This window comes from Candidatus Nanohalococcus occultus (assembly GCF_029207735.1).
In the GTDB taxonomy this organism is placed as follows: domain Archaea; phylum Nanohalarchaeota; class Nanosalinia; order Nanosalinales; family Nanosalinaceae; genus Nanohalococcus; species Nanohalococcus occultus.
On record NZ_CP104395.1, the window covers coordinates 829146 to 855187 of the forward strand.

The window sequence follows — 26042 nt, forward strand, 5'->3', positions numbered from 1 at the left end:
TTGTTTTAGCGTGATGTAGGAAGACGGACCCAAGTACATCATTGTACTTTATCATGTAGCACATTTTTTTGTGCGGTCGACAGTTATGGATACTGTCGTTTGAGAGAATCTCTCTGAGATTTTCGAATACACTTCCGAAAATCCTGTTGGGATTTTCTGGAGTTCGAGAAGATCTTTGATCTTCGAACCCGTCCAACCCAACTATATTCCTGCTACAGGAATGATTGTTGGCAATTCCGGTTGATCCTGCCGGAGGCTACTGCTATCGGAGTCCGATTTAGCCATGCTAGTCTATCGAGTCTTTGACTCGAGGCAGATAGCTGAGTAACACGTGGCTAACCTGCCCTGTGGATAACAATAACCTCGCTAACGTGAGGCTAATAGTTAATAGGAAATTCCTACTGGAATGTGGAATTTCTGAAATGTTTCGACGCCACAGGATGGGGCCGCGGCTGATTAGGTAGTTGGTGAGGTAAAAGCTCACCAAGCCCATAATCAGTAGCAGCCGTGAGAGCGGGAGCTGCCAGTCGGCTTCTGAGACAAGAAGCCGGACCCTACGGGGTGCAGCAGGCGCGAAACCTTTACAATGCACTAACGTGCGATAAGGGGACTCCGAGTGTAATCTTCCCACAAGGAAGGTTACTTTTCTGCACTGTAAGGAGGTGCCGGAACAAGGGGTGGGCAACACTGCTGCCAGCCGCCGCGGTAATAGCAGGACCCCAAGTGGTGGCCAATTTTACTGGGCTTAAAGCGTTCGTAGCCGGCTCTGTAAGTCCGCTGTGAAATCCAAGCGCTCAACGCTTGGACGTGCAGCGGATACTGCAGGGCTAGGAACCGGAAGACGTCGAGGCTATTCCAGGGGTAGGAGTGAAATCCTAAAATCCCTGGAGGAGCGCCTGTGGAGAAATCGCTCGACGATTACGGATTCGACGGTGAGGAACGAAAGCCGGGGGAGCAAAGCGGATTAGATACCCGCGTAGTCCCGGCCGTAAACAATGCGCGTTTGATGTCAGGCAACCCTCGTGGTTGTCTGGTGCCTAAGGAAAACCACTAAGCGCGCCGCCTGGGGAGTACGGTCGCAAGGCTGAAACTTAAAGGAATTGACGGGGGAACACCACAACCGGTGGGGGCTGCGGTTTAATTAGATCAAACGCAGCGCACCCTACCAGAGCCGACAGCAGAATGACGGTCAGCTTGAAGAGCTTACCTGACGCGCTGAGAGGAGCTGCATGGCCGCCGTCAGCTCGTGCTGTGAAGTGTCCGGTTAAGTCCGGTAACGAGCGAGACCCGTATCTCATGTTGCGACGAATTCCTTCGGGAATTCAGCACTCATGAGAGACCGCTGTCGATAAGACAGAGGAAGGAGCGGGCCACGGTAGGTCAGTATGGCCCGAATGCTCTGGGATACACGCGGCCCACAATGGTCGGAACAAAGGGATGCGACTCCGAGAGGAGAAGCTAACCCCCTAAATCCGATCCTAATCCGGATCGAGGACTGCAACCCGTCCTCGTGAAGGCGAAATCGGTAGTAGTCGCTGGTCATCATCTAGCGGCGAATAAGTCCCTGTTCCTTGTACACACCGCCTGTCAAGTCACCCGAGTCAGGTTCAGACGAGCTTCACCTTTTGGTGAATCAAGTCTGAGCTTGGCAAGGGGGGCTAAGTCATAACAAGGTAGCCGTTGGGGAACCATCGGCTGGATCACCTCCAAACAACGCAAGGCTCCCGGTCAAACCCGAGGAGCCTTAGACATTCCGTCTTCCACTACATCAACTCATTTTCATTTTCAAACAATTCCAAGGATTTTCTACCCAATGGAGAAAAACATACACTCTTCCATAGCCACGTATCATAAAGAAAAAGCACGCTGCTGTACCTATGCCCTATCAGTACGAACCAAAAGAACCCGGACAGTCCAAAAAGAATCTTAAAACAATCCACGGATTCGTGAAAGAAATAGAGAAAGAAATAGATATTAAAGACGACGGAGCTAATCTTGCTATAGAGCTAAAGCTGGAGGATCACGACGACCATGTTAAGATTAGCTATCACGCCTCAAATCCGCGAGGCAACCATTTCTCAAGAAGCACGATTCTAGAGAAGGATATAGACGGACTTGAAGAGTACGAAGCTCAGACACTGAACACTTTTCAATCAGCTTACAGCGAGGCAAATATAGTATAGGAGATACGGACTCCTGTAGCCTTAAGAAAGTAGGGCTGTCTGTATACACGGAAAAATACAGTAATAGATATCTAAACTCTCTGACATTCCTTAAGTGAACCTCAATGAGAAAGAAACTCACTCTAGCAGCAGCCTTGTTTATCTCCGTGACTCTGGCAGCAGGCCAGATGGGTGAACCGAACGCCTCTGAAGGCACTGAAGAGGCTTTAACACTGAACCAGTGGGCTGAACAGCACCGCTCAAGCCACATGACACAGGTCGAGGAACTACAGCGCCCTATACTCGGCCCTAGCAACAGACAGCTTCAGCAGCACGAACAAGCCCATCAACAAGACATGGATAAGCTGTACGCCATGCTAGGACTGGAAGAAGAGAACACAGACGAACAAAACACCACACAGGATTCGGAGAACCCCGAGGAGCAGACGAACACAGAGACCGCCGAATAAAACAACCACCAACCCTTTCCCTCACTTATTTCCAATTCCAAGAACGTTAACAGAGTCAAGCACATACGTAAAGAAAGACTCTACGAAGCCGGCGATAAGAACCCCCGGGAGCGTTCTGACAGCGCTCAAAGCCCGCTGAAACACAGCAGAGAGGCATACCACAGCACTCAGACCAGCGCAATCGGCAAACATAGAGAACATCCCTCCATAGGAAACCGCTAGTTCAGAGCCTTATTTCCGCCTTAACCTATACATAATCAGTCAACCGATACCTCACAAATAGTATTCGCTCTGAAAGATCAGCCAGAGAGAACTGTGAACACTGTTAGAAGTGGACCCTCAGGGATTTGAACCCTGGGCCTTCCGCTTGCAAAGCGGACGTTCTGCCAGGCTGAACTAAGGGCCCTTAACTGTAACAACTGTTTCGAGGAGGAATCTTTTAAACACAGTTCCGGTTTTTAATTTCAGAAATTGTACACCTATATAAAACTTAACTGGGTTTTTCTGGGTACGGGCAAGGAAGTAAGGATGAGCATGTTTTCTCAGGCCTTCAGCCCGGTTGAGTCATCTACGATCTAACCGTCGTTAGTGACTATATCCATAAGGGCGCCGAGTTAGGTGTCCTCAGCATGAACACGCCTCTTGATTTGATGATGGAGGTAAGTAATGCCCGTCGCGTTCGTTGTGATGGAAGCAGGTTCAGTCAGAACCGTTTAATCGGACCACAATTTACATTTACGATTAACAACTAGTTCCAGATTTTTCTGGAAACTGATTTCAGACAATTTAGTTTGTCTGTTGTCGAAGCAATTCAAGCTGAGTTTATTTACTCGAACTTGGACTGTCAGTCAAGCCGGTTAGCGGATGGCTCGGCTCGAGAAGCCGACGAAGGACGTGGCAAGCTGCGATATGCTTGGGCGAGACGCATGCAGTCATTGAACCCAAGATCTCCTAATGCGACTTCGCAACACTTTTCGAAGTGTTACGCAACAATGCGAGGCAACGCGGTGAATTGAAACATCTTAGTAACCGCAGGAAAAGAAACCAACAGGGATGTCCTTATTAGAGGCGATCGAAAAGGACGTAGCGCAAACTGAACACGATACCGAGAGGTAACGTGGATGTGGTTTGGGCGCCGTTGGAACCTAGCTGGATAGTTGAAGTCTGCTGGAAAGCAGCACCATAGAGGGTGATAGTCCCTTAAACCATTTCAGCAACGTTCCTGGCGTTCCGAGAGTAGCATGGATTGGAAATTCTGTGTGAAGATGGGAGGCATAACTCTTCCAACGCTAAATACTTCTCGAGTCCGATAGCGTACTAAGTACCGTGAGGGAAAGCTGAAAAGCATCGTTCGAAGCGATTTGCAAAGAGCCTGAAACTATCCGGTCATAGGCTAGAAGTGGCGCGGAAGCGTCGAAGCCTTTCAACGAACCCTGCGAGAGCAGTTAGTAGGTCGAGGTGGATGCAGTGTCACTTCATCCGTTTTGAAAAACGGGGCAGGGAGTGTGTCACCGTGGCAAGACTAAGCACTTTTCGGTGTGGAGTCATAGCGAAAGCAAGAAGCCCGCAGCAGTTTACTGTGAGGGGCCGCGTGTTAACTCGCGTGAAGTCACCGTGACACGATCCGAAACCGGTCGATCCTGGCCTGACCAGAGTGAAGCGAAGCGAAAGCTTCGTGGAGGCTCGAACCGTTGCTGCGATACAAGCGCTCGGATGAGTTGGGTCAAGGGGTGAAATGTCAATCGAGATCGGTGATGGCTGGTTCCTCTCGAAATGAATCGAAGTTCAGCCTCGGCTGAGGTTGTCTTCAAGGTAAAGCTACCGATTCTGGCAGCTTAGGCTCGCGCCTAAGCCCGGAGTCGAACTCTGAACTTGAAGACGCCATAGAAGCCGGGAGTGAGGGGCACTGCGTAAGGTAGTGTCCCTAGAGGGAAACAACCCAGAGTATGGTTAAGGCCCCTAATTCTTGACTAAGTGTCTGTTGAAGGGAGTCCCGGTTCTCAGACAGCGGGGAGGTTAGCTTAGAAGCAGCTACCCTTTAAAGATAGCGTAACAGCTCACCCGTTGAGAACTGGGGCACCTAAAATGGACGGGGCTCAAGTCAAGAGCCGAGACCATACCATTGTAATTTTTACACATGGATAGAGAGGCGATCCGCGCCGGACAGAAGCAAGGACGTGAGTTCTTGTGGACCGCGTGGATATGACAATCCTGCCGGCAGTACCATCATTAACAGAGGTGTGAATCCTCTGCGCTTGAAGGGTAAGGGTTCCTCAGCAATGATTATCAGCTGAGGGTTAGTCGGTCCTAATTCCACTCCCAACTGGACGTGGAAGAATAGGGAAACAGGTTAATATTCCTGTACCTAACTACAACTACTGACGTTTCGAGACAGTGCTTGCTGCGCCATCGCGCAGTCCAAGCAAGTAATTCGTACGAGCGTAACGCATCGACTACGAGAACTTGTTATGGGCCTGGGAATAATCCCGGGTCAGCATGCGTCTTGGAACCCTTGAAAAAGTGTAGAAGACCGTACCCAGAACCAGCACAGGTACCCTGGCTTTGTAGGCCAAAGCGTTCGGGTAGAACGCAACTCAGGGAATTCGGCAAGTTAGCCCCGTACGTTCGCAAGATGGGGTGCCTATCGTCTTGATACGATAGGTCTCAGTGACTAGGGAAGCTCGACTGTTTACTAAAAACATAGCTGACTGCCATTCCGAAAGGATTTGTATAGTCAGCGACTCTTGCCCAGTGCCAGCACCTGAACACTCCGTACAAGGAGACGAAGGGCTGGTAAACGGCGGCGGTAACTATGACCGTCTTAAGGTAGCGTAGTCCCTTGCCAATTAATTATTGGCCCGCATCAATAGAGTAACGAGGTTTCCACTGTCCCGAGTTGTGGCCCGGTGAACCCGCCGTACCGGCGCACAGGCCGGTGACTCCCGGTGGGAAGCGAAGACCCTTTGAACCTTTACTGCAGCCTGTTGTTGCTGCGGGGGTCCAAGTGTGAAGCGTAGGTAGGAGACGTTACAGAGACGCGGCCGCTAGGTCGTCGCCCAGTCAACCATTGGACACTACCCTCTTGGAACCCTGCGGCTTACGTCTACGGACGGACAGCAGCAGTTGGGCAGTTTAACTGGGGCGGTATCCATATGATAATCAATCATATGGGTCCAAAGGTAGGCTCAACCCGTTCAGAAATCGGGTGTAGAGTACAAGGACAAAAGCCTGCTTGACTGGACTCTCAACAGTACGGAGTCCAGGCGCGAAAGCGTGGCCTAGCGAACCTCTGAGTGTCAAGTTTATGAGACCCAGGTATGACAGAAAAGGTACTCAAGGGATAACTGGATTGTCTGAGGCGCGAGCTCACATCGACCCTCAGGCTTGTTACTTCGATGTCGGCTCTCCGTATCCTGGCCGTGCAACAGCGGCCAAGGGTGGGGGTGTTCACCCATTAAAACGGATCGTGAGCTGGGTTTAGATCGGCGTGAGCCAGATCGGTTGCTATCTGCCGGGAGCGTTCTGACGGTTTGAGAGGAAATTTCGGACAGTACGAAAGGAACCCCGAAATGAGGCCTCTGGTGTATCTGTTATCCGAGAGGGTATTGCAGAGTAGCTACGCCTCACAGACGTAAGAGCTGAAAGCATCTAAGCTCGAAAGTCTCCTTTAAAAGAAACCGTCTCCGCTCTCAGTAGAAGACGAGGTTGATAGAGTGGCAGTGTAAGATTCAAGGCAACGAGAATTTCAGCTGACCACTACTAATCGCGGGTTCCAGTCCAACGACGAGACAATAGCTCAGCTTGAGCTTAATCGACAAAAATTGTTGATCGTCGTGGTCTGATTAGACGGAACGCACTAATTCCAAAACGTGATCTGACTGAACCTGACCAATTATGGATAACACATATTCTCTCTTTCATATTTTCTAGATTTGATTAACACGTTTCCTTTTCGTTTTACAGCAGAGTGTTCGACTTTACCGCACAGTGAGAGGGTCTGTGGAATCCCATGTAGTTGAGTTCTTTTTGCCGATTCCTTTTTGAAATCTCTCCCCGTAAGTTGGATTATGGCCAAGCAGGAACAGTCAACACTACCTTCCGGACAGGGAGGATTAGTACAGTACTTTGACTCCGATACAGGTTTCGACCTGAATCCCAAGACAGTTGTAGGGATCTGCGGAGCAGTAGCTGTGATCGAACTAGCACTACACACAGGGCTATTCGCGTAAACGGCTTCGTCATCAAGAGTCCGTAGCTCAGCCCGGACAGAGCGATCGGCTTCTAGCGATCGAAGTGTGATCTGACTTGAAGGTCTGTGGACTTCAGCAAAGCTGAAGTGGACCGCAGGCAATAGGTCGGAGCGCACCGTCATAAGATACCGATCGGCCGAGGGTTCAAATCCCTCCGGACTCGTACCAACCTTTTCCCAAAATCTGACTCATGAAAGTTAACTCTCCAGAAGACGCAGAACTTATAGTACAGAAACTCCCGTGTGACCTCGGTATACACCGGAACCCGCGGAAAGGGACGTTAAACGCGCCAGATAAACTGACCGCGGATCTAGACACGGGGAGAGAAATTTTAGTTGACGAGGTTTTCCCTAACGAATTCAACTTGGAGGAAACCCATAGACGAATCGAGGAAAACACGGAGACACTGGCAAATTACGGGAACTCCTTGATTTCAGTCGGCGGAGACCACTCAGTTTCTTTCCCCACAGTCAAGTCTTTGAAACAGGAAAATCCAGATCTGAAGCTTGTCTGGCTTGATTCCCATCTGGATCTGAAGGAGAAGGTCGATGGACATGTATCCCACGATGTTGTGGTACGGGAGCTGCTGGAAAACGGTTTCTCGGAGGACGAGATTGTGTTTGTTGGAATAACTCGTATAGATGAGGACGAACAGAAGTTCCTTGATGAGCATGATCTAAGAGTGTACATGGCCGATGAACGGGATGAGTTCCTGAGAGAGTTTGCCTTCGGCGAACAGCCATGTTATCTTTCCATAGATATTGACGTACTTGATCAGTCCCTGGCACCAGGCACAGGTTACCCTGACGGAGAGCTTACAATAGGACAGGTAAGGCAGGTCATAGAGCGAGTTCAACCAGTCCACGGAGACCTGGTGGAGGCCGCTCCATGTCTTGACGAGAAAGGAAAGACTGTGGGAAATGGCAGAGAAGTTTTACAGAATCTGATTGAGATAGTTTGAGAACTAGACGCTGTCAGTCCTTCGGGCAATTGTTTTCAAGCTTCGCAGGAATGAATAGTTATGAAGAAAGTAAAGCAGAATCTGGCAGATGAACTCGAGGAAGCGCTCGGAGCAGAGGTAAACTTAAACGATATTGAAGTACCGGACGGCGAGCATGGAGACTTTGCCTATCCGGCGATGAAAGCGGCCTCGGAGCTTGGAGACTCACCTCGAAACATAGCGGAGAAGGCAAAGGATACTCTTGAAGAGCTTGATTTCGTTGAGAAAATCGAGATCGCAGGCCCTGGCTACGTCAACTTCTTCCTAGACAAGAAGTTTTACGCGGAGAAAGTCTTCGAGACCGTTGACTCGGAGGATATGGGAGTGGAGCAGAAAGACGGCAACGCCTTAGTTGAGTTCTCATCTCCGAACCTTGCTAAGCCTATGCACGTCGGCCATCTACGGAACAACGTGCTGGGAGATTCTATTCAGCGCATGATGCGTTTTGCGGGCTACGATGTTACCTCGGAAAACTACATCGGCGACTGGGGAACCAAACACGGCCAGGTAATCTACGGTTACAAGCTCTGGGGCGATGAACAGAAGTTCCATGAGGCGCCTATGGATCACATGTACGAGCTTTACGTCAAGCTCAACCAGGAAGCTGACGAGGAGATGCAGGAAACCGCCCGCGAATGGTCGAAAAAGATCGAGGACGGAGACAACGAGGCAGTAGAACTCTGGGAGCGTTTCCGTAAAGCGACCATCGAGTACAACGAAGTTGACTACGAACGCATGAATATTCATTTCGACCGTGTTACCGGAGAGTCCGTTGTGGCCGAACACGCCGAGGAACTGATCGAAGAAGGTTTAGAGAAAGGCATATTTGAAAAGGACGATGATGGAAGTGTCTACGTCGAGTTCGAAGACGAGGATCTTCCCTCAACAATTATCAAACGCAGCGATGGATCCACACTTTACCTGACACGGGATCTAGCGAACATCATCAAACGTGAAAACGAAGGATTTGATTACAACTTCTATGTCGTCGCTACGGAACAGAACCTTCATTTCAAACAGCTTTTCGCAGTCGCAAAGCAGTTCGGCGTCGAAGATATCGTAAGCGAACATATCTCATATGGACTTTTACACTTGGAAGACGGCTCAATCTCTTCGAGCAAGGGAAATATTATCACGCTGCGAGATGTTCTTGACGAAGCCAAGGAGAAGGCAGAAGAAGTTGATGAACGTGAAATCGGCAATGCGGAGGCTGTAGGCCAAGGAGCTTTGAAGTACGCGAACTTATCGGTTTCACGTCCGAAAGACATCGAGTTCTCGTGGGATCGCGCACTTTCCTTTGAAGGAGATTCCGGTCCTTACCTCCAGTACTCGAACGTTCGAGCTAAATCCATTCTACGTAAAACAGATGCAGACGGAGAGCTAGCCGGAGAGTTCAACGAGGAAGAATACCGACTGGTCAAGAAGCTCGGGGAGTTCCCAGAGAAAGTTGATAACGCAGTAGAAGCCAGAGATCCTGCGAAGATAGCAAACTATCTGAGCGGGCTATCAGAGGTTTTCAACAGCTTCTATCACTCCCAGCCTGTGATCGACTCTGAAGAAGAGGATCGGAAACGAAGAGTTGCTCTGATTGAGAATTTCATCTCGGTAACTGACAAAGGCCTTGATCTACTGGGAATAGAGGCCTTGGAAGAGATGTAGCTAGGAGTTATTAACCAGCGCAGACATGAATTAAAATGAGATGTCGCTTCTCGGAAACCTGAAAGACAAGCTAGGTTCGAACAGTACAAAGAAGGCTTCAGACTATGACATGGAAGACCTAGACTTCGACATCTCGACGGAAAAAGACGTTAAGATAACTCAGAAAGCCGAGAAACTGGCAGACATCGATGTAAAGTATCCGTTAATCAAACCGTTTGCCTACGCACATATTCAGTGGGATGCCGAGGAAAAAGAGGTCGTATACAACTTAGAGGAGCCTAACCTAGATGAAGAAGACCAGGAAGCGTTTAACCTGATCAAGGAGAACCTATCGGAGAAACTGGATGTCTCTCTGAGCGCGATGAAAGACCGTGAGAAGGTTATCGGCTACCTTGAGAAAAAGATCGATGAGCTGCTGACAGAGCTAGGAATGCATCTGGACGAAAAACAGCACAAGAAGATCATGTACTACATTTACAGAGACTTTGTAGGGCTTGGGAAGATCGAGCCATTCATGCACGATCCCTACATTGAAGACCTTGGATGCGATGGAACCGGAATACCTATATTCGCAGTTCACAGCGAGTTCGGATCCGTTAAATCCGATGTTAAATACGAACAAGAGCAGAAACTCAAAAATCTTGTAATTAAACTGGCCGAGAGAGCTGGAAAATACGTTTCATACGCCAACCCGTTGCTTGACGGGGCTTTACCGGACGGTTCCCGTGTGAACGCTTCTCTAACCGAAGACGTTACGGCCCATGGACCAACGTTTTCCATACGTAAGTTCAAAGAGACTCCTTTCAGCGCCATCAACATGGTGGATCTTGGAACCGCCAACGCAGAGGTAATGGCCTACATGTGGATCGCAGAACAGTACCAGCAAAGCTATCTTATCTGCGGAGGAACCGCAACAGGTAAGACCTCCTTCCTGAACTCGATTGTATCATTCATTCCGCCAGAGGACAAGATCGTATCGATCGAGGACACACGTGAGCTAAGATTACCTCACGAAAACTGGATTCCGTCTATCACCCGTTCGATGTTTGGATCTGACTCCGGAAGCGATGTCGACATGGACAAGCTGTTGAAAGAGTCTTTCCGTGAGAACCCGGATTATGTGATCGTCGGAGAGGTCCGTGGAGAGGAAGCATCCGTGCTTTTCCAGGGAATGTCTTCCGGCCACCCTTCGATCGGGACAATGCACGCATCCGGACCGAACGACGTTGTCAAACGCCTTGTTACGCCACCTATCTCTCTTTCACCCGCTCTAGTTGAATCACTGGACATCATCATCGCGATGACCCACGCAAAGGGCGTGGAAAACTCGGCAAGAAGAGTTAGAGACATTCACGAAGTACAGAAAGTTCTTGGCAACTCACAGAGTGCGAGAACTAACGTAGTTTTCTCCTGGACTGCCAGAAATGACTCTCATAGACGCAGAGGCGAACCTTACGTATTTGATCAGATCAGTGAAGACTACGGAGTTTCTAAGGACAAGCTTATGGAGGAACTGGAACAAAGAACGAAAGTTCTACAGTGGCTGAAAGATAAAGGCGTAACAGAGTTCAGCGAAGTCTCAGAGATCATCTCAGAATACTACAAGGACAAAGAATCCATTATGAAGATGGTTAACGCTGAAAACAGCGAGTACAGTCTGGAAGACGTTATTGACGCGGAAAGTCGTATCAATCTTTCAAGATCAAACAGCGGCCTAGACGAGGATGTGGAACCAACCGGTTCGAACGATCTAGAGGCAGCGATGGATGTAAACGGCGATACACCTATCGATCAGAAAAAACAGGTGGAGGAAAACCCTGTCAGCGATCTGGAAAAGAAGCTTAGACAGGAACGGAAGAAAGTTGAAAACATCCAGGAACGTACTGAAGAGCAGAGAGATGGGGACGAAAGCCCGTTCAAAACCGATGAGAAAGTTGAGGAGAATCCGTTCGAGGCATGAGTTTGGAAAGAGTTGACTCCGGTATCAAGAACTTCGATAGACTCCTTGGAGGCGGCATACCGAAAGGAATGACCGTTCTCGTTGAAGGAGAGCCAGGATCAGGTAAATCAAATCTTGGACTGGAATATCTATACCGCGGCGCACTGAAAGGAGAGAACGGTCTTTACATCTCCTTCCAGGATACGGAAAACGAGGTATTACGTACCACAACCTTCGACTGGAAGTTCAAGGATAAAGTGGAGAACGGAGAGATCAACATAGAGAAGTTCGATCCGTACCGGTACGAAAAACTCGCGAACATGCTTAGAAACGCGTTGATGGAAAACAATGCGGAGAGAGTAGTCTTGGATCCGGTTACAGACTTGGATCTGTACATAGATACACGGAAAGATCAAAGAAAAAACCTCCTGGAGATAAAAAACGAGTTAAAGGAGCTTGGCTGTACCACACTTCTTTTAGCCGAACAAGAAGAGTCAACAGAGCTTGAAGAGGAGATCGCAGACGGCATCATACAGATGTCTTTGACGAGAGATGAGGAAGGTATGAAAAGACAGATCTACGTCAAAAAGTTGAAGGGAACTGATTTCAACCACTCTGTACACCGCTACATCTTCAAGAACGACGGTCTGAAGATAAAATGAGTTCAAATCCCTTTGAAACCGATAAGGCCTCACGAGTACGGCAGGCTTTCCAGGCGGAAAGTATAGGCGCTGCCTCGAACGCGTTGTTCGGGCCTTGGATCGATAAAAACGGGAAGTACTTCGATGACCTGAAAGAAGACCTGAACCACGCGGACATGGATGTACTTTTCAGAACCTACATCTCAAAGATGCTTTTCTACAGCTTCGGCGGTTTTATAGCCGGTTTCTTGGGAAGCCTTACCTACGTCTTGAGCATGGACACCGGTCTATTCGAGTCTCTACGTTACTTGTTCGGAATACCGTTCGCGGTATCTTTGATGATCTTCGGGATGCTTTATCTTTATCCCTCTCAAAGGGCGCGTAAGAGGCAGAAAAGTATAGAGGAGAACCTGCCTTTCGCGTTAAACCATCTTGCTGCGATCGCTACTTCCGGTATACCTCCAAGTTCAATGTTTGAGCTGCTTTCAAACTTCGATGAGTACGGAGGGATATCCGAGGAAGCAGAAAAAATAACCCGAAGAGTTAACACGTTCGGAGAGGACCTGACCACCGCTTTACGGGAGGTAGCGGACAGATCGCCTAACGATGACTGGAGCGATGTTCTTTACGGCATACTTTCTACGGTTCAGACCGGAGGAAGCATGGAAGAGTTCCTCGATCAGAAGGCAGAGGAAGCGCTTTTCGATTACAAGATGCAGAGAGAAAAGGAGATTGAACGCCTGTCAACTTACGCGTCTTTTTACACAGCTATTTTGATCGCAGCACCCGTCTTCCTAGTCACAATTCTTTCCGTCATGAACCTGCTTGGAGGTCAGGTCATGGGTTTTGCGATCAGAGATCTGATGTGGATGGGAGTCCACGTACTTATTCCGGGCTTAAACATTGTATTCATACTCTTCCTCGGGTTGAAGGTGAACTAGAATGGATAGGGAAACAGGCTACAGTCTCAAGCTAAGGAACTTCTGGAGAGAGCAGAGAGATCTCGTGACAATGATCGCAGCCGCAGCAGTCCTTGGAAGCCTGATAGCCGGTTTCAATATTTTGAACCATCAGAATGCTATCCACAAGTACTCGCTGGACGAAGATAGACGTATATCCGGAGATAACGCAACAAGTTTCAGCTTCGAGCTTGATAACCCGCAGTTAGCCGCTGAGACAACAATCGATTTGGTTTTCAGTAGAGGTGTAGGCTCTTCCAATCCTTTGGTTGTAAGCGTTAACGGACAGGAAGCATCAACTATACAGGGAGAGACTACGACAGTTAGCCTAGACTCTGGCATACTCGCAGAATCGAACAATGTAACAATCAAACGACGAAACTTTGCTTTCAGCGATGTGACTTTGACAGACGCCTCGGTGACTTCTCTTACGAACATGCAGCGCCTGGCTTTCGTAGCTTTGAACTTCTCAGCGATTTTACTCATATTCACTCCGATAGGTTACGTCAAGTACCGCCAGTACCAGAGAAGGCAGAGAATGGAACAGGAGTTCCCCGAGTTCCTACGGGAGATCGTTGAGGGAACCCGTGCCGGAATGTCCCTGCCCCAGGCTATACAGAATACAGAATCAGAAGGCTACAACGGCCTGGAAGAGCATATTGAAAAGATGAACAACCAGATGGAGTGGGGAGTACCGTTCGACAAAGTACTTTCACAGTTCGGAGAGAAAACAGGCTCTCCAGTAGTCAGAAGATCGGTTGATACAATTATACAGGCTTACAGCTCCGGAGGTAATATCCAAGACGTTCTCGAGAGCGTAGGAGACAACATTCGATCTGTTAAGAAGCTTAAGGAGGAAAGACAGTCCCAGCTGTACGGAGAGATGATGACAGGATACATCGTCTACTTCATCTTCATAGGCATTCTTATCGCACTGACTAACTACCTGCTTCCGAATCTTGCTCAGGCCTCAGGTTCGTTCGGCGGATCGGTCTCACTTTTCGGAAGCGGAGGCAGCGGCGGAAGCCTACAGGAAAACATTAGCTCGTACAAAAACTGGTTTTCAACCCTGGTATACCTTCAATCGGTTTTCTCAGGTCTAATAATTGGGAAGCTAGCCGAGGGAGAGCTAAGAGCAGGTTTGAAACACACCGCCATTCTTTTCGCTGTCGGATATCTTTCAGTCACATTCTTCCTATAATTTAATAGGGACTATACCAAACAGTTTAGGTATGAAAGGAATTTCTTCAATCGTCAGCTCGGTAATGGTGCTGGCAGTAGCAATCACAATGGTAGGGATATTTTCAGGATGGGCGCCAAACGTACTAAACGACGTCCTAGACAGCACAGAAGGACAGACAACAAATCAGACGACGTGTAACCAGGCAAGTCTGGATATTATCTCAGCTAGCTACTACTCTGGAGGTCAGACCGCAGTAGTGGTTGAAAACACCAGTAACGTAGACATAGGAACTGTCAGAGTTTCCGCATGGAAAAATGGAGTCCCTATGAGCAACACTGAAGAGCTACTTGATGAAGGACTGGAGACTATCAACGTCTCAACTTCAAGCAGGCCAGCCTACGTTCGAGCATCATCGCTGAACTGTAACAGTGTGTCAACCGAGTTCTCGGACATCCAATGAAGGGAGTTTCAACCGTAATAACATCGGTTCTCCTAGTAAGCGTCTCGGTAGCCCTAGCCTCGATGTATGCAGGCTGGGCGCCGGACCTTGCCGAAGATCTTACAGACAACGTCGCAGATAATTCAGAGCAGACCACAAAATGTAACAACGCAGCGATATCTATTCAGAACCCTTACTACGATCAAAACAGCCAGACCACGTTTTTCATACTGAAAAACACGGGTACAATCCGTTTTAACAAAGCACTGGAAGTCATGGCTCTTAACAAGACTCGTTTGAACAGCACAGAGGTCTACGGGCTTTCTCCCGGAGAAAGCAAGAGCGGGTCTTTTGAGACCTCGATCAGACCTTCCCGTATAATCGTTCGGTCGGCAGAGGAATGTCCGGATCTCAGAGCGCGGAACAGCCGGATCGGAGTCAGGAACTGATAAACACCGTCCCCGATAAACTGGTAATGTGAGGAAAACACTCGCAGCTCTAATCCTGATCTGTATGATCAGTCCTGGAATAAGCCAGGAACCGGATAACATCACCGTGGAGCTGGAGTTCAGCCCTTCCAACGCATATATGGAAGGACAGAGCTATGAGAACACCCAAGTGCTGACAGCTCCTTCTTTCGGCTATGTTTCCAGTAGCCAGCCACTGGGGCTTGTAAGCTACAACGAAGATCCTTTACGCATAGGATTTATCGACAGCGAAAGATACTACATAACACAGAAGACAGGGGAGTTCCTGATACCTTTCACGAGGAACGGCGCCGGAGCGATTGAAGACCGTAGAGAGCTGATTGAGTCCGGAGAGCTGTTGACGCGTTTGAATCCGTCGATCGGCTTTCCGCTCGGAGCCGAAAGAGTAATTAGAGTCTCTTACCATTTTACGTACAAGGTCTCGGAGATTGTAGGCCCAAAGACAGGTATTGAAGAAATCCTGGTCCGAAACAGTATACACGCCGGAAATCAAACAGAATTAACACTGAGAACAAGCTAATGACAAATTACTGGATAATCGAAGTTTACAGCGACGAAAAGGCAAACATCTCAATAACCTCGAAAGAAGAGATAGACGCTCTGAAAAACATGGGAGAGATCGAAGAATGGCAGTACGCTTCCACGGACGAAGCCACGGAAGACGAGATGATTGAAAGAGCAGAAGACCAGGGTCTCGAACACGACCCATGGTAAACTCTACTCTATCTTACTCGGCAAAGTACCGTAATCGACATCCTCCAGGAATTCATCGACAGTTTCGGTTTCAGCTTCAAGGTAGGTGCTTACACCGCCGGAATCAACCTCTATCACCGTATCTTGTTCTACAGGATTCACACGGAATATGTTCCAGATCTCCTGTGGCGGATCTGCCTCGTATAAGTTAACACTATCCGAGCCGTATTTGAAGCTGCGGAAAGGCTCGTCGCGGCTGTGTTTTTCAGCGTGCGGTGTGCTTACAACACGAAAATCGTAAGAATCTAAGAGTTTGTTGACAAGTTCACGCATCTTGATCGAACCTCAGGATTCGAAGCCTATCAAATCCAAGTTATATGATCTGTTTGGCCGATCCCGGATTTGAACCGGGGACAACTCCATCTTCAGTGAAGCGCTCTCCCAGGCTGAGCTAATCGGCCTTCGTAAAACTGTATTAGCAAGGTGAGCTTTAAGAAGTGTTGCGAAATCCGTTAGATCAAAGCCAGTACAGTGTTGGATAGAACAAGGACTAGAATCGATATAAACACCGCAAGCCCTTCCGCTATCATAACCGCGTAAATATAGTTCGTTTCAAACACTTCTTTGACATACCATATTTTGAAAGGTTCGACAAGCAGAGTTGAGACTCCGGCTATAGCGTAAAATACCAGTCCTGATCCGAACGTCACTTCTTGACCCATAACATGGGCTAAGGCGATAAGTGAGGTCGGCACTACAGCCGTCAGGAATGCGAACTCCGTTGACAGTGAAAGAGACTTCGACCTCGAGGCACCTTTATACAGCACAATATTCGCCATCGAGTGGATCGCGATAAAGTTGAAAACCAGAGAACCCATGAATATCGCTGAAAAGTAAATCATCAGGGTTATCGCAGGCGAAGCCATAGTCATTGAATTGATATCCCGGATTTAAAACCCTACGATTTGCGGACTCTACAGTCTCATAAAACTTCAAGAACTCATCCAGAGTATGACTGAGGAAAACGGTAGCTCGGAGACAAGAGACCACGTAATACCCGGAACCAAGAAAAGCCATAAAGGCAAAAAAGTGGAAGGATACGACTTCCGCGGCGAGTTCAGCCTCGAGGACATGCTGGATGCCTACGAGACCACCGGCTTCCAAGCAACCCATATGAAAGAAGCCATCGAGCTGGTCAAGGAGATGCGGGAAAACGACGCGAAAATATTCCTGACCTTCACATCCAATATAATAAGCTCTGGGCTGCGTGAAGCGGTTGCTTACCTCGCAAAGGAAGATTTCGTGGACGTAATAATTACTTCAAGCGGCTCACACACCGAAGACGTTATCAAAACAGCCAAGGAGTTCAAGATGGGTTCATGGGATGCGGATGAAGCTGCTTTACGTGAACAAGGCATCAACAGGCTTGGAAACATCTACGTTGAATCAGATAACTACGTCTGGCTCGAACAGTGGCTGAATTCGGAGGTTTTCCCCGAGTTCTTCGAAGAAAAGAAGATGCGGACACCTACAGAAGTAGCTAAAGCACTTGGCGAGGCAGTTGGAGAAGACGAAGAGCTAGAACAGAAAGATTCGTTCCTTTACCACGCCAGCGAAAACGAGATACCTGTTTTCTGCCCGGCACTGATCGATGCCGAAATCGGAGACTACATGTTTTACTACAGACAAGAGCAAGACGAGGATATCGGAATCGAGATCCTGGACGACTGGGACAAGCTTATCCACGAAGCCGTAGAGGCAGAGACCACCGGCATCATCTCGGTTGGAGACGGCGTCCCGAAGCACCAGGCCATCATGTCTAACCTTTTCCGTGGCGGAACCGATTACGCGGTGTATATCTCGACCGGAATGGAGGGCGACGGATCACTAAGTGGTGCGCCTCCTAAGGAAGCGGTTTCCTGGGGAAAAATTAAGGAAAAAACAAGAAACTACACCCAGGTCGAAGCAGAGGCCACGCTGGTCTTCCCACTGTTAGTCGCATCTAGCTTCAAGAACTTCGAACCATCGGATTCTTGAGTGCTGTCTATCCGTTAAACTCTGTGAAAATGGAGTACGTCAAAGTAAACGATACAGAAGTTCCGGCACTAGGGTTCGGGACATGGCAGCTTAAAGGAGAAGAATGCGTAGAAGGCGTTAAAACCGCATTAGACTTAGGATACAGGCACATTGATACCGCTCAAGCCTACGAAAACGAGGATAAAGTTGGAAAAGGAATAGCACAGAGCGATGTCAACCGAGAAGATATCTTTCTAACAACAAAGGTCTGGAGAGACAGATTGAACGAAAAAGATCTCAAAGACTCGGTTGAAGAAAGTCTCGAGAAGCTTCAGACAGATTATGTCGATCTTCTTTTAATTCACTGGCCTTTCGAGGAGATGGATCTCGAAGCAGTTCTAGATGAGATGAATGAACTCGTAGACGAAGGTAATGTCAGGAATATCGGTGTAAGTAACTTCACAACCGATCAGATCGAAGAAGCACAGGAACTATCTGAGGCTCATCTGATGACCGATCAGGTTGAGTACCATCCTTTCCTCGACCAATCAGCAGTTCACGGAAAATGTGTGGAAAACGAGATGATGCTTACGGCTTACTCGCCTCTGGCACGTGGAAACGTCATTGGAAACGAGACCCTGAAGGAGATCGGAGACGCACACGGCAAATCCGAGGTTCAGGTAGCGCTTCGTTGGCTGATCCAGCAGGAAAACATCGCAGCGATTCCTAAGGCGACATCCGAGGAACATATTGAGGCAAATCTCGACGTCTTTGACTTCGAGCTAACGGATGAAGAGATGGGGAAAATTAACGAGTTGAAAGGCCGCGATCGGAAGGTCGATCCTGACTTCGCACCGAACTGGGACTGACTTTTTCTCTCCCAGTTCTTTCCTTTCTAGTTTTTCCCGAGAAATTTAACTTCCGAACCCCCGATAGTCTAACATGGCATCGGGGGAGGAAAACGAGAAGTCAGGTAAAGAACATCTTAAAGAGAGCGGTAAACACCTAGGGAAAGGCGCACAGAAAGCTATAGACGATGCCGTTGACGAGGAACGTATCGAAGAGCTAAGCGAGACCTTTGATCGGAAGATGAAATATTATGATCAGCGTAAATCCCAGCTTCTCGGGAAAGCAAGTTATGCGATAGGTGCTTCCAAGGCCCCGGCCGCATCCGGACTGATTGTTCTGCTACCTCTTTTCACAGTTTATCTCGTCATAGAATGGCTGTTCGGAAAGATCAACCAGATACCGGGAATCGAGAACATAACCGTGAACGGATTCCTCGGCCTGGAGTTCAGTGCCACGGTAACATACTATGCTAGTCAAAGCTACAGACTGGCAGTTTTACTTATACTAGGAGCGGTAACCGTCACAGCAGCAGGCAAAGCAGTAAACACGAAGAAAGGTTTCAAAGCTGAGAGAATTATCGATCACGTATTCGAGAAAATACCTTTCATTGGCTCAGTCTACAGCATCACAAAAGTTACAACCGAGACAGTTCTAGGAAGCGCCGAAGACTTTTCTAAACCAGTGAAGATCGAACACAACGGCTTCCGGTTCTCCGGGTTCAAAACAGGCAATAAAGCCGAGGACGGACGGGAGATAGTCTTCGTGCCGACCGCACCCAATATCACCTCGGGCGCGGTAGTCGAAATTGAGGAAGAAAAACTGGTTGAAAGCGATGAAGACGCAGAACAAGCACTTACAAGAGTTTTGAGCGCAGGTTTCGGTCAGAGCAACAAAGATCGAGAAGAAAAATAACGTAAAAACACCAGGCCGAATTAATTAAGGCATTGAGTCCAATCATGTCTTTGTGGGAATAATCGAACTGGAAAACGTCAGGAAGATTTACCAGCTAGGAGAGACAGAAGTCGAGGCACTAAGAGGTTCGGACGTGGAAATCGAACAAGGAGAGTTCGTAGCAGTTATGGGACCCTCAGGCTCAGGTAAATCAACGCTGATGAATATGATTGGCGCATTAGACATCCCTACCTCTGGCAAGGTGAGTATCGGCGACGAAGACATAGGCGAAATGAAACAAGACGAGCTGGCGCTTTTACGAAGTCGGAAAATAGGTTTTATCTTCCAAGAGTTCAATCTGATCAACTCTATGAACGCGTGGCAGAACGTAGCGCTCCCAATGGTTTTCAGAGACGTGAAAAAATCAGAGCGGAAGAAAAGAGCAGTCAGCCTGCTCGAACAGGTAGGACTTGAAGAACGCACATCTCACCGGCCTTCAGAGCTTTCAGGAGGGCAGCGACAACGTGTTTCAATCGCGAGATCGCTGGCAAACAACCCCGAGATAATCCTGGCCGATGAGCCTACAGGCAACCTGGATACAAAGACAGGTGCGAAGATCATGGATCTTCTAACAGAGCTAAACAACGATGGAAAGACGATTATAATGGTCACACACGATCCTAACGACGCAGAGTATGCCGACAGAACCATAACCATAATTGACGGGAAGACAAACCCCGAAGACGAGAGGACAGACAATGAAAACTGATACTATGAACAAACTTAGTTTAATCACTTTCACAACACTTATACTTGTTTCAATGGCGGGCGCACAGCCCAGTACAAGTATAGATATAGAACTGAAAAGCACTGAACCTACACCGCTCCAAACATCGGAGTATGCCGACATCTGGCTCGAAGTAGAAAATGAAGGAACTGTAGCCGCAGATAACGTAGACATAACATTCCAGGAGAACTATCCGTTTTCCATTGACCGCGGCGACCGTGTAAACTGGAGTATAGACGAGATAGTGCCAGGAGAGACATATCAGCTCCATCTACAGACGAAGGTTGATGAGAACGCGGTACAGGGAGAAAACACCTTAGATTTCACAGTAGAGACCTCTAGCACCAGGATTGAGGAGAAGGTGCCTGTTGAGGTACGTTCGGACAGGAACGTTCTTTCAGTTGAAAACGTCGAGTTCCCTGGCAAGGTTGCTCCGGGAACGGAAAACGAGATGAGACTCGTGGTTGGAAACCTTGCGGATTCACAGCTGAAAAACATCCAAGTCAAACTCGATGTGTCCTCCGAGAACCTGCCTTTTGCGACCGCAGAATCCTCGACGAAAAACATTGAGAAAATCGAGGCCGGGGACTCAACATCTTTCAATTACTCCGTAGCAATCGATGAAAATGCGGAAAACGGAGTCTACAAGCTTCCTGTAAGCATGACGTTTGAAAACGAGGCCGGTACCGAGTTCGAACAGTCAACTTTCACAGGCATCAACATCGGAGGGACACCGGAGATAGATGCCGGATTAGATCTGGACGAACCTCTCGAGGACGGACGCCAGGAAGTTACGTTGAGACTTGTAAACAAGGGACATGGCTCAGCGGATTTCGTAACCGTCGAACTCAATGAGACAGATCAGCTCGAAGTCATAGGCAGCAAAGAGGTTTACATAGGCTCTATGGACTCGGATGATTTCCAGACAGCAAGCTTCGATATCTACGTGGACACTGAACAGGAAAGTGTCGACGCACCGCTGGAAATACCCGTACAAGTCTCCTACAGCGATCAGAATGGAGATGTATCGAACAGTCAGACAGTTCAAGCCGAAGTTTACAGCCAGGCAGAGCTACAGAGATACGGTTCCGGCTCCGGAAACAGGCTTTTACCCGCAGCTGTTGTCGGAATCATCGTCCTAGGAGCAGGAATCTATTACTGGAGAAAGAAACGATCATAGGATGATCCTAGACTTTTTCCGGCTATCCGTCAACAGTCTGAGGCATCGGAAGAGACGCTCTTGGCTCACCATAATAGGAACTCTGATAGGAATAATGGCCGTTGTATCACTTGTCTCGATCGGTCAAGGCCTGGAATCATCTATTTCCTCGGAGCTAGAGGAGCTGGGCGGTCGGAACGTATTCATCTCTAGCGGCGGAGGTATCGGCGGAAGATTCTCCGATACTACTTTCGAACTCACAGAGAATGATATACAAGCCATTGATCGCGTACCGGAGATTGAAAACAGCATAGGAACTATTTCAGGCAGCGTGGCCGCAGACTACCGGCGAGAAACTGAGTATATCTCTGTAACCGGCGTTCCAACCGGACAAAAAGCAGATCTAGTTCGAGAAATATCAGGACTGGAGATAAAAGAAGGCCGTTACATCAGACAGGCAGATGAAAGCGCAGTAATTGTAGAAACCGATCTAGCAGAAGATGCCTTCGAAGAAGAGCTGTTTTTACGTTCAAAAATAGATATAGATCAAGATTACAGCATAGTAGGGACCTACACTGTATCAGGCGGCTTTCAAGGCATAAACGGATTTGTGATGCCAATTGATCAGGCAAGAAAAGTATTAGATAAGGAAAACGAGTACGACCTCATAATAGCCCAGACACAAGACGGCGTTAGACCGGAGGAAGCTGCTGACGAAATTAGAGAGGCGTTAAGAAACGAAAGAGATGTTGAAGAAGGCTCGGAGGATTTCCAAGTCAGAACAGCAGAAGACATACTGAGATCTTTCAGAAACCAGCTAAACATCGTACGCGGAGTTTTGCTAGGTATAGGAAGCATATCGCTCCTGGTAGGCGGAATCGGAATAATGAATACCATGTACACCGCCGTCACCGAGCGGACGCGTGAAATCGGAGTTATGAAAGCTATAGGAGCCACACAGCGACAGATACTAGCGTTGTTTATGATAGAATCCGGCATAGTCGGTATGATAGGAGGCATTGCCGGAGCCACAGTCGGAATCGGTATAAGCTATATAGCAGGCATACTGATCGAACAGAGTGTGTCTATACCGTTTTCACCCTATGTTTCAGTTGAGCTAGTAGTTGGATCCGTCGGATTCTCCTTTATTATCGGCGTCATCTCAGGAGTTCTGCCGGCACGGAAAGCATCGAAGAAAGAACCTGTGGAGGCGCTGCGTTTCGAATGATAGGAGACCTATTCGGCATCGCATTCCGGAATATAAGCCACAGGAAACGCAGATCATGGCTGACAGTAGTAGGCGTGTTCATAGGTATAGCCGCAGTCGTAGGGCTGGTTTCACTCGGCCAAGGACTCCAGAACTCCGTTGAATCCGAGTTCGAGCAGATAGGAAGCGACAAACTGTTCATAAACCCCGCAGGAAGTGCGACCTCGTACTCAGGAAGAAAGCTTAATGAAGACGATTTAGCTGCCGTAGACTCCTCTAAAACTGTTGAAACAGCAACAGGGCTTATATTCGCGACAACGACCGGCGAATACAACGATCGGCAGGAGTTCGTAACGGTTCTAGGCGTACCTGGAGATATAGAAAAACAGAAGCTGGTGAAAGAAAGCTGGGCGCTTGAAATAGACTCCGGGAGAGACATAGAATCTACTGATAGCGCGAACATAGTTCTTGGCAGCAGCGTAGCTCAGAGACATTTCGGCTCGGAAATCGGCTTGAGGGAAAACATAGAGGTGAATGGCAAAGATTTCCGAGTTGTTGGAACCTACAAGCCTTCGGGAGATCCAAGCATAGACCAGTCAGTTACACTTCCTTTCAACGCAGCCGCAGAGCTTATAGATCGGGAAGACGGCCAGTACGACTGGATTCTTGTCCGGATACAGGACGGGACGACCCCGGAAGAAGCCAAGGTGGACGTTGAAAGAGCATTAAGAAGAGAACGTGGACTTGAGGAAGGTGAGGAAAACTTCTCAGTTTCCACACAGGAAGATCTTATCAGCTCCTTTAACAGCATCTTATCGATCGTCCGAGGCGTAGTAATTGGAATAGCCTCGATCTCACTTTTAGTCGGCGCAGTAAACATCATGAACACGATGTATACGTCCGTCACCCAGAGAACCCGTGAAATCGGAGTTATGAAAGCTATAGGAGCCTCCGAACGCCAGATAATGACCTTATTCCTTATGGAAGCCGGTATACTCGGAGCAATCGGCGGCACGATCGGAGTGGCTGTCGGAGTAGCGCTTTCAACAATCGCCTCCTATGCGGCCACAGAGATAGCTCAGCTACCGATCAACCCCTATCTCGGAGCAGAACTCTTACTTGGAGCCGCCCTCTTCTCGTTCATCATAGGGATGGTTTCCGGAGTGCTTCCAGCTCGCAGAGCCGCTAAAATGCCGCCCGCCGAAGCACTTAGATACGAATGAATACGTTCAATAAGAGTCAGAGACAACTACCGCCTATGGACAAACAAAAAGTTCTGATCGCAGGAAAAGGATTCATCGGAACCCGTATAGGAGAAAAACTGGGCGGTGAGGTTAAGTATCTCAGCCTCAACTCCGGAGACTACCAGATCGATATCACCGAAGAGTTCGAAATCGAAGAAGAATTCGACGTCCTGATCCACACCGTTGGCCTAGAGCCAGGAACAAAGTCGAAAGAAGCTTACGAGGCCGTCCACGTCGATGGAACAAGGAACCTTCTCGACGGAGTTAAAGCCGATAAAGTAGTATACATCAGTGCTTTAGGCGTTGGAAAGATCGACCACCCGTACATGAACACCAAAGCGAAGGCAGAAGAGCTTGTTAAACAAGAGGAACGCTGGACGATAGTTCGGCCGTCTATAGTTTACGGAGACGAAAACGTCTCGATGAAAAACATAGCAGAAAAATTCCCTGTGCTTTCATTCCCAGAGCTGGATGTTAAGATGCAGCCGATCATGGTAGAAGATCTGGTCGATGTGATGATAGAGGCTGCAGAGGGTTACGACAACGAAACCCTGGAGATTGGCGGGCCAGAACAGCTCTACGCACACGAAATGTTTGAAAAATACTACCGAAGCCATGGAAAGCGGTTTTACTCGTTCCCGATGCCCATGTTTGTTCCAAGGACAGCGATGAAAGCCCTCTCAAAGCTGCCGCTGGGAACGCCGGAACTTTCCAGAGAGAACGTTAACCTGTTATCCGATAACGTGATCGAAGAGGAAAACGACGCGAAAAGAGTTCTCGGGCATTTGCGGAAGGTACCTGACTCATAGCTACCGCGATAGAAGTTTGGAGAAGATTCCTTCCCCTCTCTGTAAGCTGTCTTTTTTCTTATCAACTATCCGTCTTTGCTGTAAGTCAAAGCCGTAGTATTCGTTCATTATTCTCAGGACTGCTTCGGTTGCTGATTCAACTCCGTCATAGCTGAAGGAAACAACATCTCGCTTCAACCCGTTTTCCTTCTCTTCTTGCCGGTAGGACCCCTCTCTGGTTAGAATCCATCTTATGGTCTCTAGATCCCCTGGGTTATCAATTTCAAAGTCCAGTGAGATCTTCCCGTTGGATCTTGAAGCGTTGATCGGCTTGTCCCTTCTCCGAGGACAGAACTCGACGTCAGCTCCGTACTTGAGTAAATGCGCCATCCGGGATTTGACAAGTCTTCTGACCTGTTTTTCGCCTTCAGAGTCTAGATACCGAGATTTAGCGTCTTTGAAACCTGATTCAACAGACTCCAAGTATCTCAGGTATTTTTCCTGACGTCCTTCCGCTAGCTCGGTTTCCCCAGCATCCAGTTTCTTTTTTATCCTATCAAACTTCTCGCTGGAGGATTTAACATCGATATTGCTTCTTATCAAGCCATCTTTCTTGATGTTCTCGAATACGTTGATGTGACGTCTGCGTTCTCCTCGAGTAACCGACTGCTGGTTAAGCTCTCTACGTATCCTACGTTTCACCATCAGCAAAAGCTTCTCATGGGCTACATCCGCGTCAACTCTATCGCCCTCTAGGTAAGGTTTCCAGACCAGTTTACGGATCTTCCTCCGGTAAGATACGCCCAGCTCTTTTTGCTCTACATCCAGTCGCGTGAATAAAAACTCTTTACGATCCTCCTCGTTTTTCTGTAAGAGATCTTCAATCCGTTCCTGACCCCAGATCTCCATTCCCGCATCCTCTGCGATCTCACGCTCACCATCCTTTATCTCCTGGCCGTAAACCGCTAGAACAACGCAGTCCGCGCCGATAGACTCATTTTTACCCTTCCACTCGTGTATCCTGTTTTTGACATTCAGATTGCTTGATTCATACTGTTTGCACTCAACGATGACCTCTAAATCACCCATTTCGGCATGGACATCGACCTCATAGCCCGATAGACGGACGTTAGTCTCTGATTCAAAACCAGCAGATGAAAAAACCGTATCAACCTGTTTTTCAAGCAAACTTCCCTTACGAGCAGACATAAACACAAC

General features: G+C 48.3%; 24 protein-coding genes, 3 tRNA genes and 2 rRNA genes. 24 read left to right on the forward strand and 5 right to left on the reverse strand.

Features of this window, described 5'->3' with window-relative positions:
- Positions 1-233 precede the first annotated feature (233 nt).
- From SVXnc_RS04780 to SVXnc_RS04790, 3 genes are all read left to right on the forward strand, one after another.
- Positions 234-1709 (forward strand): 16S ribosomal RNA (locus SVXnc_RS04780).
- Positions 1710-1877: 168 nt separating this feature from the next.
- Complete coding sequence (locus SVXnc_RS04785) at positions 1878-2183, forward strand: hypothetical protein (RefSeq protein ID WP_347721781.1); 306 nt, start codon at positions 1878-1880, stop codon at positions 2181-2183.
- A gap of 104 nt (positions 2184-2287) precedes the next feature.
- A complete protein-coding gene (locus SVXnc_RS04790) occupies positions 2288-2632 on the forward strand; it encodes a hypothetical protein (RefSeq protein ID WP_347721782.1) in 345 nt (114 codons plus the stop codon).
- Positions 2633-2964: 332 nt separating this feature from the next.
- Here the strand turns inward: SVXnc_RS04790 and SVXnc_RS04795 are convergent.
- Positions 2965-3038: transfer RNA gene (locus SVXnc_RS04795), tRNA-Ala, on the reverse strand.
- A 428-nt stretch (positions 3039-3466) separates the two neighbouring features.
- On the opposite strand from SVXnc_RS04795, the gene SVXnc_RS04800 reads away from it, so the two are divergent.
- From SVXnc_RS04800 to SVXnc_RS04860, 13 genes are all read left to right on the forward strand, one after another.
- Positions 3467-6415 (forward strand): 23S ribosomal RNA (locus SVXnc_RS04800).
- The 16S and 23S rRNA genes sit together here with 1 tRNA gene alongside, the layout of an rRNA operon.
- A gap of 284 nt (positions 6416-6699) precedes the next feature.
- Complete coding sequence (locus SVXnc_RS04805; protein ID WP_347721783.1) at positions 6700-6861, forward strand: preprotein translocase subunit Sec61beta; 162 nt, start codon at positions 6700-6702, stop codon at positions 6859-6861.
- A 16-nt stretch (positions 6862-6877) separates the two neighbouring features.
- Positions 6878-7045: transfer RNA gene (locus SVXnc_RS04810), tRNA-Arg, on the forward strand.
- Positions 7046-7072: 27 nt separating this feature from the next.
- A complete protein-coding gene (locus SVXnc_RS04815; RefSeq protein ID WP_347721784.1) occupies positions 7073-7843 on the forward strand; it encodes an arginase family protein in 771 nt (256 codons plus the stop codon).
- Between the two features lie 60 nt (positions 7844-7903).
- Entirely contained in the window at positions 7904-9541 is a 1638-nt protein-coding gene (gene argS / locus SVXnc_RS04820; protein WP_347721785.1) for an arginine--tRNA ligase, read from the forward strand.
- Between the two features lie 40 nt (positions 9542-9581).
- Positions 9582-11501 carry a type II/IV secretion system ATPase subunit gene (locus SVXnc_RS04825; protein WP_347721786.1) on the forward strand — a complete coding sequence of 640 codons (1920 nt, stop codon included), beginning with the start codon at positions 9582-9584 and terminating at the stop codon, positions 11499-11501.
- Positions 11498-12142, forward strand: a complete 645-nt coding sequence (locus tag SVXnc_RS04830) for an RAD55 family ATPase (RefSeq protein ID WP_347721787.1) — start codon at positions 11498-11500, stop codon at positions 12140-12142. The genes SVXnc_RS04825 and SVXnc_RS04830 overlap by 4 nt, the downstream gene beginning before the upstream one ends.
- The gene (locus tag SVXnc_RS04835; protein ID WP_347721788.1) at positions 12139-13062 is read left to right on the forward strand and encodes a type II secretion system F family protein; all 924 of its coding nucleotides are present in this window, start codon (positions 12139-12141) and stop codon (positions 13060-13062) included. Before SVXnc_RS04830 ends, SVXnc_RS04835 begins: the two co-directional genes overlap by 4 nt.
- Position 13063: 1 nt before the next feature.
- On the forward strand, positions 13064-14281 hold the full coding sequence (locus tag SVXnc_RS04840; RefSeq protein WP_347721789.1) for a type II secretion system F family protein: 1218 nt from the start codon (positions 13064-13066) through the stop codon (positions 14279-14281).
- 31 nt (positions 14282-14312) lie between these two features.
- The gene (locus SVXnc_RS04845) at positions 14313-14723 is read left to right on the forward strand and encodes a hypothetical protein (protein ID WP_347721790.1); all 411 of its coding nucleotides are present in this window, start codon (positions 14313-14315) and stop codon (positions 14721-14723) included.
- Entirely contained in the window at positions 14720-15151 is a 432-nt protein-coding gene (locus SVXnc_RS04850; RefSeq protein WP_347721791.1) for a hypothetical protein, read from the forward strand. Before SVXnc_RS04845 ends, SVXnc_RS04850 begins: the two co-directional genes overlap by 4 nt.
- Before the next feature lie 28 nt (positions 15152-15179).
- Positions 15180-15710, forward strand: coding sequence for a hypothetical protein (locus SVXnc_RS04855; protein ID WP_347721792.1), 531 nt, complete (start codon positions 15180-15182; stop codon positions 15708-15710).
- Positions 15710-15904: a hypothetical protein gene (locus SVXnc_RS04860; protein WP_347721793.1), complete on the forward strand. Its 195-nt coding sequence runs from the start codon at positions 15710-15712 to the stop codon at positions 15902-15904. The genes SVXnc_RS04855 and SVXnc_RS04860 overlap by 1 nt, the downstream gene beginning before the upstream one ends.
- A 3-nt stretch (positions 15905-15907) precedes the next feature.
- On the opposite strand, the gene SVXnc_RS04865 is transcribed toward SVXnc_RS04860, so the two are convergent.
- The 3 genes from SVXnc_RS04865 to SVXnc_RS04875 all read right to left on the reverse strand — a co-directional run bounded on the left by SVXnc_RS04865 (position 15908) and on the right by SVXnc_RS04875 (position 16809).
- Positions 15908-16216 carry a hypothetical protein gene (locus SVXnc_RS04865; RefSeq protein WP_347721794.1) on the reverse strand — a complete coding sequence of 103 codons (309 nt, stop codon included), beginning with the start codon at positions 16214-16216 and terminating at the stop codon, positions 15908-15910.
- A 54-nt stretch (positions 16217-16270) separates the two neighbouring features.
- Positions 16271-16344 (reverse strand) — tRNA-Phe (locus tag SVXnc_RS04870).
- Between the two features lie 51 nt (positions 16345-16395).
- The gene (locus SVXnc_RS04875) at positions 16396-16809 is read right to left on the reverse strand and encodes a hypothetical protein (RefSeq protein ID WP_347721795.1); all 414 of its coding nucleotides are present in this window, start codon (positions 16807-16809) and stop codon (positions 16396-16398) included.
- Positions 16810-16894: 85 nt separating this feature from the next.
- On the opposite strand from SVXnc_RS04875, the gene SVXnc_RS04880 reads away from it, so the two are divergent.
- The 8 genes from SVXnc_RS04880 (at position 16895) to SVXnc_RS04915 (ending at position 24845) form a co-directional block, all read left to right on the forward strand.
- Entirely contained in the window at positions 16895-17920 is a 1026-nt protein-coding gene (locus SVXnc_RS04880; RefSeq protein ID WP_347721796.1) for a deoxyhypusine synthase, read from the forward strand.
- Between the two features lie 29 nt (positions 17921-17949).
- The gene (locus SVXnc_RS04885; protein WP_347721797.1) at positions 17950-18768 is read left to right on the forward strand and encodes an aldo/keto reductase; all 819 of its coding nucleotides are present in this window, start codon (positions 17950-17952) and stop codon (positions 18766-18768) included.
- A gap of 73 nt (positions 18769-18841) precedes the next feature.
- Positions 18842-19660: a DUF502 domain-containing protein gene (locus SVXnc_RS04890; RefSeq protein WP_347721798.1), complete on the forward strand. Its 819-nt coding sequence runs from the start codon at positions 18842-18844 to the stop codon at positions 19658-19660.
- A gap of 52 nt (positions 19661-19712) precedes the next feature.
- Positions 19713-20408: an ABC transporter ATP-binding protein gene (locus tag SVXnc_RS04895; protein WP_347721799.1), complete on the forward strand. Its 696-nt coding sequence runs from the start codon at positions 19713-19715 to the stop codon at positions 20406-20408.
- Positions 20398-21606: a COG1361 S-layer family protein gene (locus SVXnc_RS04900; protein ID WP_347721800.1), complete on the forward strand. Its 1209-nt coding sequence runs from the start codon at positions 20398-20400 to the stop codon at positions 21604-21606. Before SVXnc_RS04895 ends, SVXnc_RS04900 begins: the two co-directional genes overlap by 11 nt.
- A 1-nt stretch (position 21607) precedes the next feature.
- Positions 21608-22813: an ABC transporter permease gene (locus SVXnc_RS04905; protein WP_347721801.1), complete on the forward strand. Its 1206-nt coding sequence runs from the start codon at positions 21608-21610 to the stop codon at positions 22811-22813.
- Positions 22810-24015 (forward strand): ABC transporter permease, encoded by a 1206-nt coding sequence (locus SVXnc_RS04910; protein WP_347721802.1) that lies wholly within the window; start codon positions 22810-22812, stop codon positions 24013-24015. Before SVXnc_RS04905 ends, SVXnc_RS04910 begins: the two co-directional genes overlap by 4 nt.
- A gap of 35 nt (positions 24016-24050) precedes the next feature.
- The gene (locus SVXnc_RS04915) at positions 24051-24845 is read left to right on the forward strand and encodes an SDR family oxidoreductase (RefSeq protein WP_347721803.1); all 795 of its coding nucleotides are present in this window, start codon (positions 24051-24053) and stop codon (positions 24843-24845) included.
- On the opposite strand, the gene SVXnc_RS04920 is transcribed toward SVXnc_RS04915, so the two are convergent.
- On the reverse strand, positions 24846-26033 hold the full coding sequence (locus SVXnc_RS04920) for a hypothetical protein (protein WP_347721804.1): 1188 nt from the start codon (positions 26031-26033) through the stop codon (positions 24846-24848).
- Positions 26034-26042: the final 9 nt, after the last annotated feature.

Excerpts from the sequence above, each read along its gene's own strand:
- SVXnc_RS04805 (WP_347721783.1), top strand. The coding sequence starts at position 6,700 with ATGGCCAAGCAGGAACAGTCAACACTACCTTCCGGACAGGGAGGATTA.
- SVXnc_RS04785 (WP_347721781.1), top strand. The coding sequence starts at position 1,878 with ATGCCCTATCAGTACGAACCAAAAGAACCCGGACAGTCCAAAAAGAAT.
- SVXnc_RS04865 (WP_347721794.1), bottom strand. The coding sequence starts at position 16,216 with ATGCGTGAACTTGTCAACAAACTCTTAGATTCTTACGATTTTCGTGTT.
- SVXnc_RS04845 (WP_347721790.1), top strand. The coding sequence starts at position 14,313 with ATGAAAGGAATTTCTTCAATCGTCAGCTCGGTAATGGTGCTGGCAGTA.
- SVXnc_RS04905 (WP_347721801.1), top strand. The coding sequence starts at position 21,608 with ATGATCCTAGACTTTTTCCGGCTATCCGTCAACAGTCTGAGGCATCGG.
- SVXnc_RS04915 (WP_347721803.1), top strand. The coding sequence starts at position 24,051 with ATGGACAAACAAAAAGTTCTGATCGCAGGAAAAGGATTCATCGGAACC.
- SVXnc_RS04910 (WP_347721802.1), top strand. The coding sequence starts at position 22,810 with ATGATAGGAGACCTATTCGGCATCGCATTCCGGAATATAAGCCACAGG.
- SVXnc_RS04900 (WP_347721800.1), top strand. The coding sequence starts at position 20,398 with ATGAAAACTGATACTATGAACAAACTTAGTTTAATCACTTTCACAACA.
- SVXnc_RS04880 (WP_347721796.1), top strand. The coding sequence starts at position 16,895 with ATGACTGAGGAAAACGGTAGCTCGGAGACAAGAGACCACGTAATACCC.
- SVXnc_RS04850 (WP_347721791.1), top strand. The coding sequence starts at position 14,720 with ATGAAGGGAGTTTCAACCGTAATAACATCGGTTCTCCTAGTAAGCGTC.
- SVXnc_RS04860 (WP_347721793.1), top strand. The coding sequence starts at position 15,710 with ATGACAAATTACTGGATAATCGAAGTTTACAGCGACGAAAAGGCAAAC.
- SVXnc_RS04890 (WP_347721798.1), top strand. The coding sequence starts at position 18,842 with ATGGCATCGGGGGAGGAAAACGAGAAGTCAGGTAAAGAACATCTTAAA.
- SVXnc_RS04875 (WP_347721795.1), bottom strand. The coding sequence starts at position 16,809 with ATGGCTTCGCCTGCGATAACCCTGATGATTTACTTTTCAGCGATATTC.
- SVXnc_RS04815 (WP_347721784.1), top strand. The coding sequence starts at position 7,073 with ATGAAAGTTAACTCTCCAGAAGACGCAGAACTTATAGTACAGAAACTC.
- SVXnc_RS04885 (WP_347721797.1), top strand. The coding sequence starts at position 17,950 with ATGGAGTACGTCAAAGTAAACGATACAGAAGTTCCGGCACTAGGGTTC.
- SVXnc_RS04790 (WP_347721782.1), top strand. The coding sequence starts at position 2,288 with ATGAGAAAGAAACTCACTCTAGCAGCAGCCTTGTTTATCTCCGTGACT.
- SVXnc_RS04920 (WP_347721804.1), bottom strand. The coding sequence starts at position 26,033 with ATGTCTGCTCGTAAGGGAAGTTTGCTTGAAAAACAGGTTGATACGGTT.
- argS (WP_347721785.1), top strand. The coding sequence starts at position 7,904 with ATGAAGAAAGTAAAGCAGAATCTGGCAGATGAACTCGAGGAAGCGCTC.
- SVXnc_RS04840 (WP_347721789.1), top strand. The coding sequence starts at position 13,064 with ATGGATAGGGAAACAGGCTACAGTCTCAAGCTAAGGAACTTCTGGAGA.
- SVXnc_RS04830 (WP_347721787.1), top strand. The coding sequence starts at position 11,498 with ATGAGTTTGGAAAGAGTTGACTCCGGTATCAAGAACTTCGATAGACTC.
- SVXnc_RS04825 (WP_347721786.1), top strand. The coding sequence starts at position 9,582 with ATGTCGCTTCTCGGAAACCTGAAAGACAAGCTAGGTTCGAACAGTACA.
- SVXnc_RS04835 (WP_347721788.1), top strand. The coding sequence starts at position 12,139 with ATGAGTTCAAATCCCTTTGAAACCGATAAGGCCTCACGAGTACGGCAG.